This is a genomic window from Paraburkholderia sp. UCT2 (genome assembly GCF_014397665.1).
In the GTDB taxonomy this organism is placed as follows: domain Bacteria; phylum Pseudomonadota; class Gammaproteobacteria; order Burkholderiales; family Burkholderiaceae; genus Paraburkholderia; species Paraburkholderia tuberum.
Map to the genome: position 1 here is coordinate 61,739 of NZ_VZQO01000001.1, position 16,669 is coordinate 78,407.

Consider the following 16,669-nt stretch of genomic DNA (forward strand, 5'->3'; position numbering starts at 1 on the left):
CAAGCGCAGGCTTGATCAGGCCTTCTTGTTATAGGCGCTGCACCATCCCGTGGCCGCGACCTGCTTGCCCGCGAACATCGGGCAGAGGCCGTAGGCATCGCCCGCCTTGCCCTGGAAGAAGCTGCAGTTGCTGCATTGCTCGCCAGGCGTGTATTTGGCGAATTTCGCCTTGTCGACCTTGCTCGCGTCCGCCTTGTAGCCAAGCGCCTGCGCGGTCGGATCGGTTTCGGAGACTTTCGGCGCGTCGGCGAACGCCTGGCGCGACAGCGCGAACGTCGATGCCACACCGATGCTGGTGATCAAAAACGTACGACGGGAAGATCTCATGGGGAACGCACTCCATTTATATGGGAATCAACGCCGTTCTGATGACAGCGTTCGCCAAGCATAGCAACGTCGCCGTCGCCCGTGATATTCCAAATGCTAAAGATAAGCGGATCGGTACGGTCCAAACGCAGCCTCAAGGCCGCCCGCTCAGCTCGCAGACCCGCTGCGCAATCGCAAGCGATGCGGTCAACCCCGGCGACTCGATGCCGAACAGATTGACGAGCCCGCGCACGCCATGCGCGGCCGGCCCCTGGATCATGAAGTCCGCGGCGGGCTCGCCCGGGCCGGACAACTTCGGACGAATACCGGCGTACGCCGGCTGCAACGCGCCATCGGGCAAGGCCGGCCAGTACGCGCGAATCGCCGCATAAAACGACTCCGCGCGACGCGGATCGACGTCGTAATTGATCGTATCGACCCATTCGACGTCGGGGCCGAAGCGCACCTGGCCGCCCAGGTCGAGCGTCAGATGCACGCCGAGGCCGGCTTCGTTCGGCATCGGATAGATCAGGCGGCTGAACGGCGCGCGCCCCGAAATGCTGAAGTAATTGCCGCGCGCCAAGTAGAGCGGCGGCACGTGGCGCGAGTCGAGTCCGCGAATCTTGCGCGCGAGTGCGTTCGCATGCAGACCCGCGCTGTTGATCACGCAGGCAGCGCTGATCGTGGTGGGCGCCGCACCGCCGACCGCGATGGTGAAACGGCCGTTGTGAGCCTCGATCGCCTCGACCGGCGCATGGAACGCGTACACGGCGCCGTCGCGCTCGGCATCGCCTTGCAGCGCGAGCATGTACTGATGACTATCGACGATCCCCGTCTGCGGCGAAAACACCGCCTCCACGCATTCGAGCGCCGGTTCGAGCGCCTGCGCCTGATCGCCGGTGACGCGCAACAGGTCGAGCACGCCGTTGTCGCGCCCTTTGGCCATGATGCTTTCGAGCTGCGGAATCTGGTTGCGCGACGTGGCGACGAGCAGCTTGCCGCAGCGCGAATGCGGCACGTTGCGCTCGGCGCAATAGTCATACAGCATTTCGCGGCCGCGCACGCACAGCGTGGCCTTCAGCGATCCGCGCGGGTAGTAGATGCCCGCGTGAATCACTTCGCTGTTGCGTGAACTCGTGCCCACGCCGATGGCGTCGGCGGCCTCCAGCACGATCACCTCGCGCCCGCGCGCCGCCAGCGCGCGCGCCGTCGCGAGGCCGATCACGCCGGCGCCGATCACTACACATTCGATCTGATCCATATCCGTTGACGCGGCGCATTGGGCCGCGCGCTGCCTCGTTCAGCCGATGGAAGGAAGACAAGAACGGCACCTCGCCGCCGCGTTCCGTTTGTTGTCGAACGCATCTGTCCGCTGGTCTGCTTATGTCTTTTTATCACCGCCACGGAAAATTGTACGACTCGGTACAGACAGAAGTGACAAACGTTCGTGCGCGCCGACCAGGCGATGGCGGCGCAAGCTGGCTCGATTCTGCGCTCCACATCGAAAATAGCAATAATTGCCCCGGCATTCACCACGCAGGCTGTCCGAATTTGCCGAGACAGCTCCCCAAATTCCAGAGAAGCGGGGTTTGGGTGCAAAAAACCGACCGAAAACCTCAAAAACCGATCGGTTTTCGCCGGTTTCCGTAATCGAGGCGGATATCGGCGGGCTCGATCTGGTCGCGTCCCGCGATGCGCGCCGCGCCGAAGCCGTTCAGGATCGCGCGGCGCATCTCGCGCGGCGACGCCCGCTTGAGCACATCGAGGGTCGCTTCGCCAAGCGTCCCCGGAAAGCGCAGGCCCCAGTTGTGCGCGCCGCGGATCTCGTCGTAAATCGACTGCGCGATGCGTCGCGCGCCGGCGTGGTCCGGCGGCGAGATCTCGTAGACGTTCATGCGGTTCAGGATCGGCTCGGGGATCGCGCGTTCGTCGTTGGCGGTCGCGATCCAGATCACGTTGCCCGCGTTGATCGGTATCTCGGCGAACTCGTCGATGAAACTCTGGGCGGTGTCGTGTTCGAGTAGCGCGTACAACGCGCCGAGCGGATCGTATTGCGAATCGCCGCTCGCCTTGTCGATTTCGTCGACGGCGATCACCGGGTTCGCGTAGCTGCCGTTCACGAGTGCATCGAACACCTTGCCCGGCTTCGCGTTCTTCCATTGCGACGACGCGCCCGACAGAATCCAGCCAGCCGTCAGCGAACTCATCGCGACGTATTGGTACGCGGTGCCGAGCAGGCGCGCGAGCTGCTTCGCGAAATGCGTCTTGCCGATGCCGGGCTCGCCGAGCAACAGGATCGGCATCAGTTCGAGCCGGTCCTCGGTTTCGAGGCACAGCGCGACCTGCTTGCGGATGTCGTCGAGCGGTGCGGAAAAATTGGGCAGCGCGCCGATCAGATCGTCGATCGACGGCATCCGGTTCGGCTTCACGCAGAATCGCAGATTGCCGGTTTTCAGCATCTTTTCGTAGGTCGCGCGCAGCGCCTCGTTCGCGCCCTCGCCGAGACCGTTCAGCGCACTTTCGACCTCGTCGAGGTCATACACCCGGCTGAACGAGGCCACGGCGATTTCCTGTTTGACCATTGCTGTCGTCATCGCTCACCCCGTCTGGCTGATTCTGCAGCGGCGGCGCCTTGTGAGCGCCGGTTCGAGTCCAGTGTAGCGAGGACACAAACGCGTGCAAGCCAGCAGTCATGTGGCTCTGCTGCTAACGATCGCTGGCATCCCATCCTTATCGGGAATGGCGTGTTGCTGAACCGGCCCTCCTCGACCGTGTCAGAAATCGTTGCGGCCATCGGGGGTAAGATGGCTCTCTAATTGCTACGAGGCACCCACGCAAGCGACGCGTGAGCGGAGATCCTTTTTATGTGGAAAACCAGTATCGTGGCCATGCTGCTTGGCGCTTCGTTGCTCGCCCACGGGCAACAACGGCCAGCGCAGCAGGTCGTGCAATGGCAGCTGCAGGTGGTGAAAGATGGCCAGCAGATCGATTCGTTCGACGGCACCACCACCGTCGGCCAGGCTCGCACGGATACGCATCACCAGGTCGTGCAACACGAGGTCGGCTGCAAGGACCAGCCGGCCGGCAGCATCGATCTGTCACGCACGATCACGGTGTCGCCGCTGCGCGTCGATCCCGAGGGCGTGATGTTTTCGATCGACACACAGGAAACGCTCGAGGACGACAATGCGGCGCGCACCGACATCGGCTGCAAGCTGCCGCCGCAGCCGCGCCAGGTGAGCGCGAGCCACCCGGGTCTCGTGGTGCCGCCGGATCAATGGGCGAGCTGGACGATCGTCGATCACAATCCGAACCTCGTGTACCGCGTGCATGCGAACGTCGTGAGCAACGGTGCGAACGGCAACGGCACGAACGGCGGCATGAGCGGCAATGGCGCCGCGACCGGCAGCAGCAATCCGAACTGACAGGAACCGCGCGCCTTACCGACGCGCTCAAACAGAACACGTGGATAACGCGGCATGCGAAACCCAGAAGAACTGATCCGCGAGAACCTCGCGCCGAACGATTTCGTCGCGGTGAGCTGGAACCTGCACAAGGGCCGCACACCGCTCGGTTTTCAGGCCTGGCAGGCGATGCAGCGCTGGGTTCAATCGACCCACGCGGACGCATACTTCCTGCAGGAAGCGATGGCGCGGCGTATGCCGTCGCCGGTATTGGCGAGCAGTTTCGGCACGCCGATGGGCGATCCACTGACCGACGTATGGCACTGTCAGGCAACCGAAATCGCGCGCGCGCTCGAACTCGAAGTCGCGCTCGGCCCGAACGTGTTCAAGCCGTCATGGCGGCACGGCAATGCGATCCTGTCGCCGCATCCGCTCGATCTCGGCGGCCGCTGGGACATCTCCGCGCACCGCTTCGAAAAGCGCGGCCTGCTGGTCGCGCGTGCGACGTTCGGCGGACGACTCGTCACGTTGCTCTGTGCGCATCTCGCGCTGACGCGTCCGGCGCGGTTGCGGCAGATGGACTGGATCGCGCACTGGATCGCGAAGGAAGCCCCCGACGGTCCGCTCGTGCTGGCCGGCGATTTCAACGATTGGCGCAACGACTCGGTGCCGCTCTTTCGCGAGCATGGCTTGCAGGAAGTCGCGACGCTGCTCGGCGAACCGGCGCGCACGTTCCCGGCGTTCTCGCCGGCGCTGTCGCTCGACAAGATGTTCGTGCGCGACATGCAGCCGGTCGAATGGATCCAGCCGACGCAGGAGACCGCGTGGCTGTCCGATCATTTACCGTATATGGCGAAGTTGCGGCTGGAGTGAGCGCGTCTGTTGGTTGAGCTTTCGCCAACGGAAAGCGCGTCCCCCTCACTCGCGATGCGGCGTCCAGCTCAACGCCGCTTCGATCTCGTCCCCCGGCTGCAATACGCAGCCACCGACGTGTTCTTGTGTACCAACCGCGTTGAAGCAATCGGTCGTATTCGTGACCGGTTCCACGCATAGCTGCGGATCGTTGACCGGCGCGAACACGACCAGGTGATCGAACGGCGCGTCGGCACGCATCGTCAGATTGCGGCGCTCGTCGGGCCACGCGATCGTCGCCACGCGCGACCAGTTCGAAAAGTTGTTGTCGAGATCGAACGCATCGGGCGACATGCCCGCGCGCAATGCGTCGACGGCGGGATGCGGGCCGAGATGCGTCGGCAGCACGTCGGTGTCCGCATGCCACATCGCCTGCACGTCGGCATGGATGCGCGTCGACGCGGTGCGCGGATAGTACGGATGATGGCCCATGCCGAACGGCATCGGCCGGCCGGCGAGATTCCGCGCGGACATCGTGATGTGGAGCGCGCCACCGCGCAACTCGATACGCTGCCGCGCGCGATAGCGAAACGGCCAGTCGCCAGTCACGCTCGCATCCGGTTCGTGCTCGAAGTGCAAGTCCACCGCGCTTTCGCTGCGCGCGCCGACGCGCCACGGATGCCGCCAAGCGTTGCCATGCAGCGCGTGGGCGAAACGCGGGTCGTTGCCGGCGAGATCGATCGTCGCGCCGTCGAACGCGAAGCGCGCATCGCGAATCCGGTTGCAGTATGGGAACAGCGGAAAGCTCGCCATGCGCAGCGGATCGCGCGCTTCGAACGCTTCCGGCAGCGCCGGCCGCAGCCAGTGCAACGGACCTTCCGGCGTGACTTCGTAGAACGCCGCGAGCGCGCCGCCAACGTCCGGCGCGAGCACCGCTCGCAACGCACCGGCCGACAACGTGACGAGGCGCGCGGCGAGCGCGGGATCGTCGAGCCATGAGCGTTGAGTCGCCGATCGAGTCACGGCATGTGCCTCGCGCGGCCGGGCAGGATTCAGGGAAACGTCGCGCATGGTCAGACGCGGCGAAACCGCGAGCGGAAAGTGGCATCAACGTGCATTCATATCTCCTTTGACATGCCGCGCACCCCGCGGCCGGCGGACCACCTCAGTCCGCCCCGAGCGAGAATCGCACGACACCGCACCATTGGTCAATATTATTAGTAATAAATTCGGTCAAAAAAGGCCAGTAACGGACCGTATGCTCCGTTCCCAAATGGCGGGTTAGCGCGCGTTGCCGCGCGCATATTATTAGTGGTACCGTCAGCAGCATGATGCCGCTGGCATCCCCCGCTTCAGCGCCGCCTCCGCGCGGCCCGCACAATGAAAAAATCGACTCAACGCCGTCCCACCATGACCGACATCGCCAAGCTCACCGGCGTGTCGCAATCCACCGTTTCGCTCGTGCTCAACAACGCGGCCGGCGCGAAATTCTCCGATGCGACCCGCAACAAGGTGCTGAAGGCCGCGCACGACCTCGGCTACCGGCTGTCGCTGCGCGCGCCCGTAGCGGCATCGAGCGACGAGCGCAACCTGATCGTCTATCTGGCCGACGAAATCTCGACGAGCCCGCACCCGGTCGTCAACATCGACGGCGCGCGCGACGCCGCGTACGTGAGCGGCAAGATGCTCGCGGTCTACTCGACGCACGGCAACGCCGACATCGAAAAACAGGTACTCGACACGGTCCTCACCAATCCGCACGTGTTCGGTGTGATCTACGCGACCGTCTACACGCGCAAGGTCGCGCCGCCGACCGCGCTGTCGCAGGTGCCGACCGTGCTGCTGAACTGCTACACCGGCGACAGCACGTTCTCGTCCGTGGTGCCAGCCGAGGTCGCGGGCGGCCATCTGGCGACCGAGTACCTGCTGCAGGCCGGCCATCGGCGCATCGGCTACATCAACGGCGAGCCGTGGCAGGACGCCGCGAAAGACCGCCTGAAGGGCTACCGCACCGCGCTCGCGACCGCCGATCTGCCTTTCGCGGCCGAACTCGTGCGCGACGGCGACTGGAGCCCCGGCCTCGGCTTCGAGCTGACGCTGTCGCTGATGCGCGAGGCCAATCCGCCCACCGCGATCTTCTGCGCCAACGACCTGACCGCGATCGGCGCGATCGAGGCGCTCAAGCAGCTCGGCCTGCGCGTGCCCGAGGACGTGTCGGTGCTCGGCTACGACGACCAGGAAATCGCGCGCCACACGCATCCGCCGCTGTCGACGGTGGTGCTGCCCAACTACGAACTCGGCCGCTGGGCCGTCGAAACGCTGCTGCAGGAAGAGCACAACCGCGCAGCCGGCGCGCCGGTGCGCCATCGCACGGTCAAGCTCGACGGACCGCTGGTTGAACGCACCTCGGTCCGGGTAATTACCGAGGCAAAACCGGCGACAACTAATATTATTAGTGATTGACCGATAATAATTTTGAGTGGAATAATCGGCACGTCGGGTCGGGAAGACAGCGCGACGGTGGGTCATAGCCAATCGCGCGCTCGCCGGCGAACCAACGTCGGCCCCCCGGCTGGACAGAGGCAATCCCGAGCAGCACGAAAAGCAAATAAACCGTCACCGGTTACTGGAGGAAGACATCGCGGCAAATGGTGGCGCTTGCGCGCACGGTGTCGTCGGACGCGAAGATGGTGATCATGGACGAATCGACGTCGTCGCTCGACGAGCGCGAAGTCGAACTGCTGTTCACCGTCGTGCGCAAGCTGCGCGACGACGGCCGCGCGGTGATTTTCGTCTCGCACCGGCTCGACGAGCTGTACGCGCTGTGCGATCGCGTGACCGTGATGCGCGACGGCCAGACGGTCGTGCAAAGCACGATGGCCGAGATGGACAAGCTGCAGCTCGTCACGACGATGCTCGATTTCCGCACGCCCAAGCAGGCGCGCGAAGCGGGCATCAGCACGATCTACCAGGAGATCAACCTGGTGCCGTTCCGCGAATCTGAGCGTCGCCACGGGCGCGAGGGTTCCGTCGCGATGACGATTGCCGGCGTGCTGCTGCTCGGGCTCGTGTTCAATCTGCTGAACTTCGAGAACGGGCTCGGGTTCATCAGTCTGTCCGCGTACTGGCAATCGGTGATTCGCGGCGTGTTCCTGCTACTCGTGATCGTGCTGCAGGCGCGCGTGTTGAAACAGCGCGGAAAAAAGCGGGTGCCGGCGGTGTGAGCAAGCGGCACCCGCGAATTGGCGTCATCAATTCCATCGGACAGAATTTCCTTACTTGGCCGAGGCTTGCAGCCACAATCGCCGCCCCCGACCCATCTCTGTGTACCGATAGACTCGCCGCGAAACCGTGTGACCGTGACGCGTCCCCGACGCGTCACGACGTCCCCGATCGTCGTCCCCGGTTTCCTTATTGACTGTCGGTGCGCAACGTCCAGACGGTCGCCGTATTCGTGGAGCCAGGCAGCACCTGAACGCCATCCTCGCCGATGGCAAGATCGATCCGCGCGACCTTTCCGTTCAACACATCCGCGACGAAGACCCGGACGAATCGCCCCCCGTCGATCACAGTGAGATCCCAGGGGGCGTCCAGCAGGTTGGGATCTTTCAGTTCCTTGACGAGCCCGCCCTGAGGAGTATCACCAACCCGTCGAAGCCAGTGTATAAACCGGATGCAGATATCGCACGAGAAGCCTCCATTTGACACCTCCTACTCACATGGGCGGCCGCAGCCGCCAGGACGAGTCGCGCAGCCACCGCACCGTCTGGCTTCGCGCGACTCGCGTCCTGCGTAAACGAGGCAACGTCGGGCGTATTCCCCAAAAAATCGCGGCACGCAAACGAAAGTCGAAAACGAGGCGATCTCGATGGCGCCGGCAGGGTTCCGCCCCGTTTGCCAGTTTTATCAGCAGGGTCAATGCTGCAGCGCACGCCGCCTTTCGGTATCATCTTGACAATGTTGCCCTTGCGGCGCGTCGCTTTCGCGCCTGCCGGGCAACCAATGGCAGCCGCCCTTCGCGGCGTTCGCCGAATCGCCGTACCCCGCTGAAGCACGGCCGCACTCACGCCAACGTACTTCGCGGCGCCAGCAAGCCGGCGCCGCCGCTTCCCGGTTTGGCAACCCGCTTTACCACGCTCGACCGCAGCGCCGCGGCCCCGCCCCGGCGGGCACGGTAAAATGACGGATTGCGCGGGAGTCCCGACCACGGGTCAGCGCAGCATCGCCCCTTGCCGTGCCGGCCGGCTCAGACGACTGGCCGCCTTTGTTTTCGCACTATCCAAGAAGCCATGAGCAACCTGAATTCACAAACCGTCCTGAGCGTCCATCACTGGACCGATACGCTTTTCAGCTTCACCTGCACGCGCGATCCGTCGTTCCGTTTCGAAAACGGCCAGTTCACGATGGTGGGCCTGCAGGTCGAGGGCAAGCCGCTGCTGCGCGCATACAGCCTCGCCAGTGCGAACTACGAAGAACATCTCGAATTCCTCAGCATCAAGGTGCAGGACGGCCCGCTCACATCGCGTCTGCAGCACCTGAAGGTCGGCGACGAAGTGCTGATCGGCAAGAAGCCGGTCGGCACGCTGGTGGCCGACAACCTGCTGCCGGGCAAGACGCTGTGGCTGTTGTCCACCGGCACGGGCCTCGCGCCGTTCATGTCGATCATCAAGGATCCGGACATTTACGACCGCTACGAGCGCGTGGTCCTCACGCATACCTGCCGTTTCGTCGACGAACTCGCGTACAAGGAATACATCACCGAGCACCTGCCGGCGCATGAACACCTGGGCGAGTTCGTACAGGAAAAGCTGCTGTACTACCCGACCGTCACGCGCGAAGCGTTCCAGAACCGCGGCCGCATCACCGAGCTGATCGAAACCGAAAAGCTGTTCGCCGACCTCGGCGTGCCGGGTTTCTCGCTCGAGGACGACCGCGTCATGCTGTGCGGAAGCCCGCACATGCTGCGCGACACGCGCAAGCTGCTCGAAGACGCGGGCTTCAAGGAAGGCAGCAACAACGAGCCGGGCCATTACGTGGTCGAAAAGGCCTTCGTCGGCTAAGCCGGCCGGCATTCTTCTTCGCGGCCCGCGCGCCGCGAATTCCAAAAAAGGAGCCTCCGGGCTCCTTTTTTTGTTGCTCCGTTACAAATTGGAGCGCGTTGCGTCACCTTCGCTGTCAGAATTCCTCTGACAGCACGAGTCCGCGGTAAACATCATGTAATCTCTGAAGACTCTGCGCTAAGCCTTGGTGCGACTGCTTTTTTAATCTTTTTGAGATATGATCGCACCGCGAGATCAGACGAATTCATGCACCGATCGTCGTCCACCAGAGTTGTTACTGAATGTAAATTTCGTTACGTTGGGCCATCGTGTTTCGTCCGACGCGAAACCTCGTGATTCGCAGGCTTTGATTCCGTCTGCGCGTGCCCGCTTCGCCGTCCACTCCGCCTCCTGAGAGGGAAATTCATGGATACGTCGACTGCCGTCCCGTTCAACGCTGCGCTGGCTTCGTCCGCGCAGCGTGATGGCTTCGACATGCCATCGCTCGCCGCGCGCGAGATCGAGCGGCTGCGCGCGCGGGTACGCGAGCTGTCGGCCGAATTGGTCGACGCGCAGGAAAGCGTGCGCCGTCACGTCGCGCGCGAGCTGCACGACGGCGTCGGCGCCGAGCTGACTGCGACGCGCTTCGCGCTCGCCGGCATCGAAACCTGGCTGCCCCCCGACGCGCCGCCGCAATGCGCGGCCGCGCTCGCGGTCGCGAATCGTTCGCTCGACGCCGTGCAGGCGGCAAATCGCGACGCCATCGCGCAACTGCACGCGCCGTCGTTCGAGACAGGCCTCGCCGGCGCGCTGCAGTGCTGGGCCCGCGACTTCTCCACGCGCACCGGCTTGCGCACCACCTTCACCTGCAGCGGCGACGCGCGGCTCGCGCGCCTGCCCGCCGATGCCGCGCTCGCCGTGTTCCGCGTCGCGCAGGAAGCGCTGAACAACGTCGCGAAGCACGCGCGCGCGACCTGCGCCGACCTGCGCGTCGAAACTGGTGCGCGTCATCTGAGGCTCCTCGTCAGCGACGATGGCATCGGCCTGCCGCGCGGCGCGCGCGAACGCGGTGGCCAGAAAAAAACCGGCGGTCATTTCGGCCTCGCCGGCATGCAGGCGCGCTGCGCCGCATTCGACGGCACGCTGCGAATCAGCGCGAGGCGCACGAGCGTCGGTCGTGGCGAGGACAGCGGCACTGGCAGCAACGCCGCCATCACCCCGCGCGGCACCCTGATCCAGGCCCGCTTCGCGTGGCACGCGCTGCTCGCGGCCGCCCCAACGCCGCGCGCCGCCCGGCGCGCGCTGCAATCGTGAGCCCGCGACCATGAGCCTGCGCATCCTGATCGTCGAAGATCACGCGGTGGTCCGCCAGGGCGTTCGCCATCTGCTGCTCGATCGCGGCGTCGCACGCGAGGTCGCCGAGGCGCAAAGCGGCTCCGAAGCGCTCGACCTGGTCGTCCACCAGAGCTTCGACGTCGTGCTGCTCGACATTTCGCTGCCCGACATGAATGGCGTCGAGGTGCTCAAGCGTCTGAAGCGCAAGGCGCCGCGCGTCGCGGTGCTGATGTTCTCGATGTACCGCGAGGACCAGTACGCGGTGCGCGCGCTCAAAGCCGGCGCGTCCGGCTATCTGTCGAAGACGGTCGATGCCGCGCAGATGATCGGCGCGATCCAGCAGGTCGCGGCGGGCCGCAAGTACGTGAGCCCCGAGATGGCCGAGGCGCTCGCCGACTACGTGTCGTTCGACGGCGAGCAGTTGCCGCACGAAAAGCTGTCCGATCGGGAGTACCAGACGCTGTGCATGCTCGCGTCCGGCAAACGTCTCACCGATATCGCGGCCGCGCTGTCGCTGTCGGTGAAGACGGTCAGCGTGTACCGCACGCGGCTGCTCGACAAGATGAAGCTGCGCAACAACGCCGAGCTGACCTTCTATGTAATGAGCAACCGCCTCGTCGATCTGAATCCCGCGATGGCGGGCTAGCCCAGCAGGCGCCGCCAGCCGTGCCTGCGGCGTTGCGCCGCAGTCGTCCGATCGTGGCGCCGGCGCAATCGGAGAGATTCCATCCTCATCAATTGACTATTCAGTAAATAGCTTCACTGCCGCCCCGCTTCCGGCACCGCAAGACCTCCTCGAAATCACCTCCTGGCGGGAGTTTCCGCCCATCGCCTTGGCCCAGAAAAGCGCCGCGCGACCCAGCCCGGCGACACGCATCCGCTAGAATCGCGGGTTTTCCCGACATTCGGCGCGCAACACGCGTGCACCACTGGAGACCCACGCCAATGTCCCTGTTTCGCAAAAAGAGCGTCGAGCACATGCTTGCGGCGAGCGCTCAGACCGCCGGCCTGAAAAAGGCGCTGGGCGCGCTCGACCTGACTTTCCTCGGCGTCGGCGCCATCATCGGCACCGGCATCTTCGTGCTGACCGGCACGGGCGCCTTACAGGCCGGTCCCGCGCTGATGATCTCGTTCCTGATCGCGGCGATCGCCTGCGGCTTCGCCGCGCTCGCCTACGCTGAATTCGCATCGACGATTCCGGTCGCCGGTTCGATCTACACGTACTCGTATGCGACGCTCGGCGAGCTGGCCGCGTGGATCATCGGCTGGGACCTGATGCTCGAGTACGGACTCGCGACCTCGGCGGTGTCGGTCGGCTGGTCCGGCTATCTGCAGTCGTTGCTGTCGGGCTTCGGCGTATCGCTGCCGATGGCGCTGAGCGCAGCCCCCGGCGCCGTCCCCGGACACGAAACGCTGTTCAACCTGCCCGCCTTCCTCGTGATGATGGCGATCACCACGCTGCTGTCGCTCGGCGTGCGCGAATCCGCGCGAATCAACAACATCATGGTTGCGATCAAGGTCGTCGTCGTGCTGCTCGTGATCGGCGTCGGCGTGTTTCACGTCACGCCGGCCAACTGGCACCCGTTCATGCCTCACGGCTGGAGCGGCGTGTTCGGCGCGGCCGCGGTGATGTTCTTCGCGTTCATCGGCTTCGACTCGGTGTCGTCGGCGGCCGAAGAAGTGAAGAATCCGAAGCGCGACCTCCCGATCGGCATCATCGCGTCGCTCGGCGTGTGCGCGGTGCTGTATGTGGCCGTGGCCGCGGTCGTCACCGGCATCGTGCCGTCCGGGAAGTTCATGGGCATTTCGCACCCGGTGTCGTACGCGCTGCAACTCGCGGGGCAGAACTGGGTCGCCGGCTTCATCGACCTCGGCGCCGTGCTCGGCATGCTGACCGTGATTCTCGTGATGGCCTACGGTCAGACGCGGGTGATCTTCGCGATGTCGCGCGACGGCCTGCTGCCCGCGAAGCTGTCGAAAGTGCATCCGCGTTTCGCGACGCCGTTCTTCACGACGTGGCTCGTCGGCATCTTCTTCGGCCTGATCGGCGCGCTGGTGCCGCTCAATGTGTTGGCTGAGCTGATCAATATCGGTACGCTCGCGGCGTTCTCGATGGTGTCGATCGCGGTGCTCGTGCTGCGCAAGACGCACCCAGAGCTGCCGCGCGCGTTCCGTTGCCCTGGCGTGCCGGTCGTGCCGGTGCTCGCGGTCGCATCGTGCCTGTTCCTGATGCTGAACCTGCAAGGCATCACGTGGGGCGCGTTCGTGATCTGGCTGCTGATCGGCATGGTTATCTATTTCGGCTACTCGCGCCGTCATTCGAAACTGGCAAAGTAAAGCGCCGTTTCGATGAAGCCACGCCAATGAGCTGAATGCTCGCGAGCGTGGCCTCGCTTTCCGCTGATCTATCGATGCGCCCCGTCATGCTCCGCAGACGGGGCACTTGTCTTTGCGGCGTCCCATTCCGTGGCCGCCGTGTTCTCTTCGTGCGCTCGTGCGCGCCGACACACTTCCCCTCATAGCGCGCCCGCGCGATTTGTGCTTTACTTTTCGGCAGATTTGTAAAACCCGTAGTACCCTCATCGGACCTGGCGAATCGAAGTCAGCACGCAGTCGAAGCAAAGCAGGGAGCAATAACAATCACAGGTCCGGTCTCACCCACAGCAACTATCTTGCATGGGATCGTGGTCTGCGCCGAGGCAGGGATCGATACGCCAACGCGCTCGCTCCGATCGACCGCGATAAACGCATGGGACCGCAGTAAGCGCTGAAGCGCTAACTGCGGTCGACAAAGGAGACAGCTTCATGGCGATCAGCATCAGTCTGACGGTCAATGGCGCGCCCGTGAGCGCCTCAGTCGACCCTGGCACCCTGCTTGTCCAGTTCCTGCGCGATCAACTCCGTCTGACCGGCACCCATGTCGGCTGCGATACGGCGCAATGCGGCGCCTGCACCGTGCATCTGAACGGCCGCGCGATCAAGTCCTGCAACATCCTCGCCGTGCAAGCCGATGGCGCGGAAGTCACGACCATCGAAGGGCTCGCGCACAACGGCGCGCTGCATCCGATGCAGGCCGCGTTCAAGCACTGCCACGGTCTGCAATGCGGCTTCTGCACGCCGGGCATGGTGATGAACGCGGTGTCGCTGGTGCAGCGTCAACCCGATCTGACGGGCGACGAGGTGCGCGAGCAGCTCGACGGCAACCTATGCCGCTGTACGGGCTATCACAACATCGTCAAGGCCGTGCTCGAAGGCGCCGCGGGTATGAAGTCCGCCGCATCGAGCGCATCTGCCGGCGCGAATGCCACCGGCGCAACCGCCGCCTGAGGAGCCGACGATGAACGCACCCGATACACAGAGCCTGATTGGCGCCGCCGTCGAACGCAAGGAAGACTATCGCTTCCTGACCGGCAAAGGCCAGTACACCGACGACATCGTGCTGCCGCAGCAAACCTACGCGGTGTTCCTGCGCTCACCGCACGCGCACGCGAAGATCAGAAGCATCGACACGAGCGCGGCCAAACAGTCGCCGGGCGTGATCGCGATCTTCACCGGCGCGGATCTCGCCGCCGACAACGTCGGCGGACTGCCGTGCGGCTGGCTGATCCACAGCACCGACGGCAAGCCGATGAACGAGCCGCCGCATCCGGTGATCGCGCATACGAAAGCACGGCACGTGGGCGATCAGGTCGCGCTCGTGATCGCTGAATCGATCAAGGCGGCGAAAGATGCGGCCGAACTGATCGAGGTCGATTACGAAGAACTGCCGGCCGTCGTCGATACCGCGCATGCGGCCGACCCTGGTCAAGCGGCCGTGCACGACGAAGTGCCCGACAACGTCTGCTACAACTGGGGCCACGGCGACAAGGCCGCGACCGACGCCGCGTTCGCGAAAGCCGCGCACGTAACCACGCTCGATATCGTCAACAACCGCCTCGTGCCGAACGCGATCGAACCGCGCGCGGTCAACGCGAACTATTCGGCGCAGGACGAGAGCTACACGCTGTACGTCGCGAATCAGAACCCGCACGTCGAGCGGCTGCTGATGGCCGCGTTCGTGCTGTCGCTGCCGGAATCGAAGCTGCGCGTGATCGCGCCGGACGTCGGCGGCGGCTTCGGCTCGAAGATCTTCCTGTACGCCGAAGACGTCGCGCTCACCTGGGCGTCGAAGAAGATCGGCCGGCCGGTCAAATGGACCGCCGAGCGCTCCGAGGCGTTCCTCTCCGATGCGCACGGCCGCGATCACGTGACCAAAGCCGAGCTTGCGCTGGACGCCGACGGCAAGTTCCTCGCCATGCGCGTGCATACGATCGCGAACATGGGCGCGTATCTGTCGACGTTCGCGTCGAGCGTGCCGACGATCCTGTACGCGACGCTGCTCGCCGGCCAATATGCGACGCCCGCGATCTACGCCGAAGTGAAGGCCGTCTTCACCAACACCGTTCCCGTCGATGCGTATCGCGGCGCGGGCCGGCCGGAAGCGACGTTCGTCGTCGAGCGCCTGGTGGAAGCCGCGGCGCGCGAGATGAAACTCGACCCCGCGGAAATCCGCCGCCGCAATTTCATCACGCAATTCCCGTACGCGACGCCGGTCGGCCTCACCTACGACACCGGCGACTACAACGCGATCCTCGCGCGCGCGCTCACGCTCGCGGACGTCGAGGGCTTCGCCGCACGCCGGCAGGAATCCGAAAAGAACGGCAAGCGCCGCGGCCTCGGCTATTCGTGCTACATCGAGGCATGCGGTCTCGCGCCGTCGAACATCGCGGGCGCGCTCGGCGCGCGCGCGGGCCTGTTCGAAGTCGGCCAGATCCGCGTACATCCGACCGGCTCGGTCACCGTGTTCACGGGCTCGCACAGTCACGGCCAGGGGCATGAAACGACCTTCGCGCAAGTCGTCGCGGACCGCCTCGGCATTCCGCTCGAAAGCGTCGAGATCGTGCACGGCGACACCGGCCGCATCGCGTTCGGCATGGGCACGTATGGTTCGCGTTCGATCGCGGTCGGCGGCTCGGCCATCTCGAAGGCGCTCGACAAGATCGAAGCAAAGGCGAAGAAGATCGCCGCGCATCTGCTCGAAGCGTCGGCTGAAGACATCGAGTTCAGGAACGGTGTGTTCCGCGTCGCGGGCACCGACCGCACCAAGGCGTTCGCGGAGATCTCGCTCGCCGCGTACGTGCCGCACAACTATCCGCTCGACGTGCTCGAACCGGGGCTCGAAGAAAGCGCGTTCTACGATCCGACCAACTTCACGTATCCGTCGGGTGCGTATATCTGCGAGATCGAAGTCGATCCGGACACCGGCGTCTCCCGCATCCAGCAGTTCACCGCGGTCGACGATTTTGGCAACGTGATCAATCCGATGATCGTCGAAGGTCAGGTGCATGGCGGGCTCGGGCAAGGCATCGGTCAGGCGATGCTCGAGCGCTGCGTGTACGACAACGACAGCGGCCAGTTGCTGTCCGGCTCTTACATGGACTACGCGATGCCGCATGCGTCCGACCTGCCCGACTTCACGGTCGAAACGTCGAAGGGCACGCCGTGCACGCACAATCCGCTCGGCGTCAAAGGCTGCGGCGAAGCGGGCGCGATCGGCTCACCGCCGGCCGTGATCAACGCGATCATCGACGCGCTCGCGCCGCTTGGCGTGACCAATCTGCAGATGCCGGCCACGCCGCATCGCGTCTGGTCCGCGATTCAAGCGGCGAAGCAAGCCTGACCCAACGATCCTGA

The 16,669-nt window shown here is 64.6% G+C and carries 14 protein-coding genes and 2 pseudogenes; 11 read left to right on the forward strand and 5 right to left on the reverse strand.

The window, feature by feature from the left end:
* Positions 1 to 15 precede the first annotated feature (15 nt).
* From F6X39_RS00300 to F6X39_RS00310, 3 genes are all read right to left on the reverse strand, one after another.
* On the reverse strand, positions 16 to 327 hold the full coding sequence (locus F6X39_RS00300; protein WP_184026020.1) for a high-potential iron-sulfur protein: 312 nt from the start codon (positions 325 to 327) through the stop codon (positions 16 to 18).
* Positions 328 to 460: 133 nt separating this feature from the next.
* Positions 461 to 1,567, reverse strand: a complete 1,107-nt coding sequence (locus F6X39_RS00305) for an NAD(P)/FAD-dependent oxidoreductase (RefSeq protein WP_187615092.1) — start codon at positions 1,565 to 1,567, stop codon at positions 461 to 463.
* 355 nt (positions 1,568 to 1,922) lie between these two features.
* A complete protein-coding gene (locus F6X39_RS00310) occupies positions 1,923 to 2,900 on the reverse strand; it encodes an AAA family ATPase (RefSeq protein ID WP_184026014.1) in 978 nt (325 codons plus the stop codon).
* 270 nt (positions 2,901 to 3,170) lie between these two features.
* Between F6X39_RS00310 and F6X39_RS00315 the strand changes: the two genes are divergently transcribed.
* Both F6X39_RS00315 and F6X39_RS00320 read left to right on the forward strand, forming a co-directional pair.
* Complete coding sequence (locus F6X39_RS00315) at positions 3,171 to 3,731, forward strand: hypothetical protein (RefSeq protein ID WP_187615093.1); 561 nt, start codon at positions 3,171 to 3,173, stop codon at positions 3,729 to 3,731.
* A gap of 54 nt (positions 3,732 to 3,785) precedes the next feature.
* Entirely contained in the window at positions 3,786 to 4,583 is a 798-nt protein-coding gene (locus F6X39_RS00320) for an endonuclease/exonuclease/phosphatase family protein (RefSeq protein ID WP_090802649.1), read from the forward strand.
* Positions 4,584 to 4,628: 45 nt separating this feature from the next.
* On the opposite strand, the gene F6X39_RS00325 is transcribed toward F6X39_RS00320, so the two are convergent.
* Positions 4,629 to 5,633 (reverse strand): aldose 1-epimerase, encoded by a 1,005-nt coding sequence (locus F6X39_RS00325; RefSeq protein WP_222945074.1) that lies wholly within the window; start codon positions 5,631 to 5,633, stop codon positions 4,629 to 4,631.
* Between the two features lie 339 nt (positions 5,634 to 5,972).
* On the opposite strand from F6X39_RS00325, the gene F6X39_RS00330 reads away from it, so the two are divergent.
* The 3 genes and pseudogenes from F6X39_RS00330 to F6X39_RS00340 form a co-directional block, all read left to right on the forward strand.
* On the forward strand, positions 5,973 to 7,025 hold the full coding sequence (locus tag F6X39_RS00330) for a LacI family DNA-binding transcriptional regulator (RefSeq protein WP_187615095.1): 1,053 nt from the start codon (positions 5,973 to 5,975) through the stop codon (positions 7,023 to 7,025).
* A 179-nt stretch (positions 7,026 to 7,204) separates the two neighbouring features.
* Positions 7,205 to 7,480, forward strand: a pseudogene (locus F6X39_RS00335) (sugar ABC transporter ATP-binding protein); the annotation flags it as partial.
* 96 nt (positions 7,481 to 7,576) lie between these two features.
* Positions 7,577 to 7,786: pseudogene (locus F6X39_RS00340) on the forward strand (ABC transporter permease); the annotation flags it as partial.
* A 187-nt stretch (positions 7,787 to 7,973) separates the two neighbouring features.
* On the opposite strand, the gene F6X39_RS36465 reads toward F6X39_RS00340, so the two are convergent.
* The gene (locus tag F6X39_RS36465) at positions 7,974 to 8,270 is read right to left on the reverse strand and encodes a hypothetical protein (protein ID WP_262412380.1); all 297 of its coding nucleotides are present in this window, start codon (positions 8,268 to 8,270) and stop codon (positions 7,974 to 7,976) included.
* Positions 8,271 to 8,851: 581 nt separating this feature from the next.
* On the opposite strand from F6X39_RS36465, the gene F6X39_RS00350 reads away from it, so the two are divergent.
* The 6 genes from F6X39_RS00350 to F6X39_RS00375 all read left to right on the forward strand — a co-directional run bounded on the left by F6X39_RS00350 (position 8,852) and on the right by F6X39_RS00375 (position 16,655).
* Positions 8,852 to 9,622: a ferredoxin--NADP reductase gene (locus F6X39_RS00350; RefSeq protein ID WP_018419136.1), complete on the forward strand. Its 771-nt coding sequence runs from the start codon at positions 8,852 to 8,854 to the stop codon at positions 9,620 to 9,622.
* A gap of 405 nt (positions 9,623 to 10,027) precedes the next feature.
* Positions 10,028 to 10,915, forward strand: a complete 888-nt coding sequence (locus F6X39_RS00355) for a sensor histidine kinase (protein ID WP_187615096.1) — start codon at positions 10,028 to 10,030, stop codon at positions 10,913 to 10,915.
* Between the two features lie 10 nt (positions 10,916 to 10,925).
* Positions 10,926 to 11,582: a response regulator transcription factor RqpR gene (gene rqpR / locus F6X39_RS00360; protein WP_090802643.1), complete on the forward strand. Its 657-nt coding sequence runs from the start codon at positions 10,926 to 10,928 to the stop codon at positions 11,580 to 11,582.
* A gap of 299 nt (positions 11,583 to 11,881) precedes the next feature.
* Complete coding sequence (locus F6X39_RS00365; protein ID WP_187612075.1) at positions 11,882 to 13,273, forward strand: amino acid permease; 1,392 nt, start codon at positions 11,882 to 11,884, stop codon at positions 13,271 to 13,273.
* Between the two features lie 468 nt (positions 13,274 to 13,741).
* Positions 13,742 to 14,263, forward strand: coding sequence for a (2Fe-2S)-binding protein (locus F6X39_RS00370; protein ID WP_187615097.1), 522 nt, complete (start codon positions 13,742 to 13,744; stop codon positions 14,261 to 14,263).
* 10 nt (positions 14,264 to 14,273) lie between these two features.
* Positions 14,274 to 16,655 carry a xanthine dehydrogenase family protein molybdopterin-binding subunit gene (locus F6X39_RS00375; protein WP_187615098.1) on the forward strand — a complete coding sequence of 794 codons (2,382 nt, stop codon included), beginning with the start codon at positions 14,274 to 14,276 and terminating at the stop codon, positions 16,653 to 16,655.
* Positions 16,656 to 16,669: the final 14 nt, after the last annotated feature.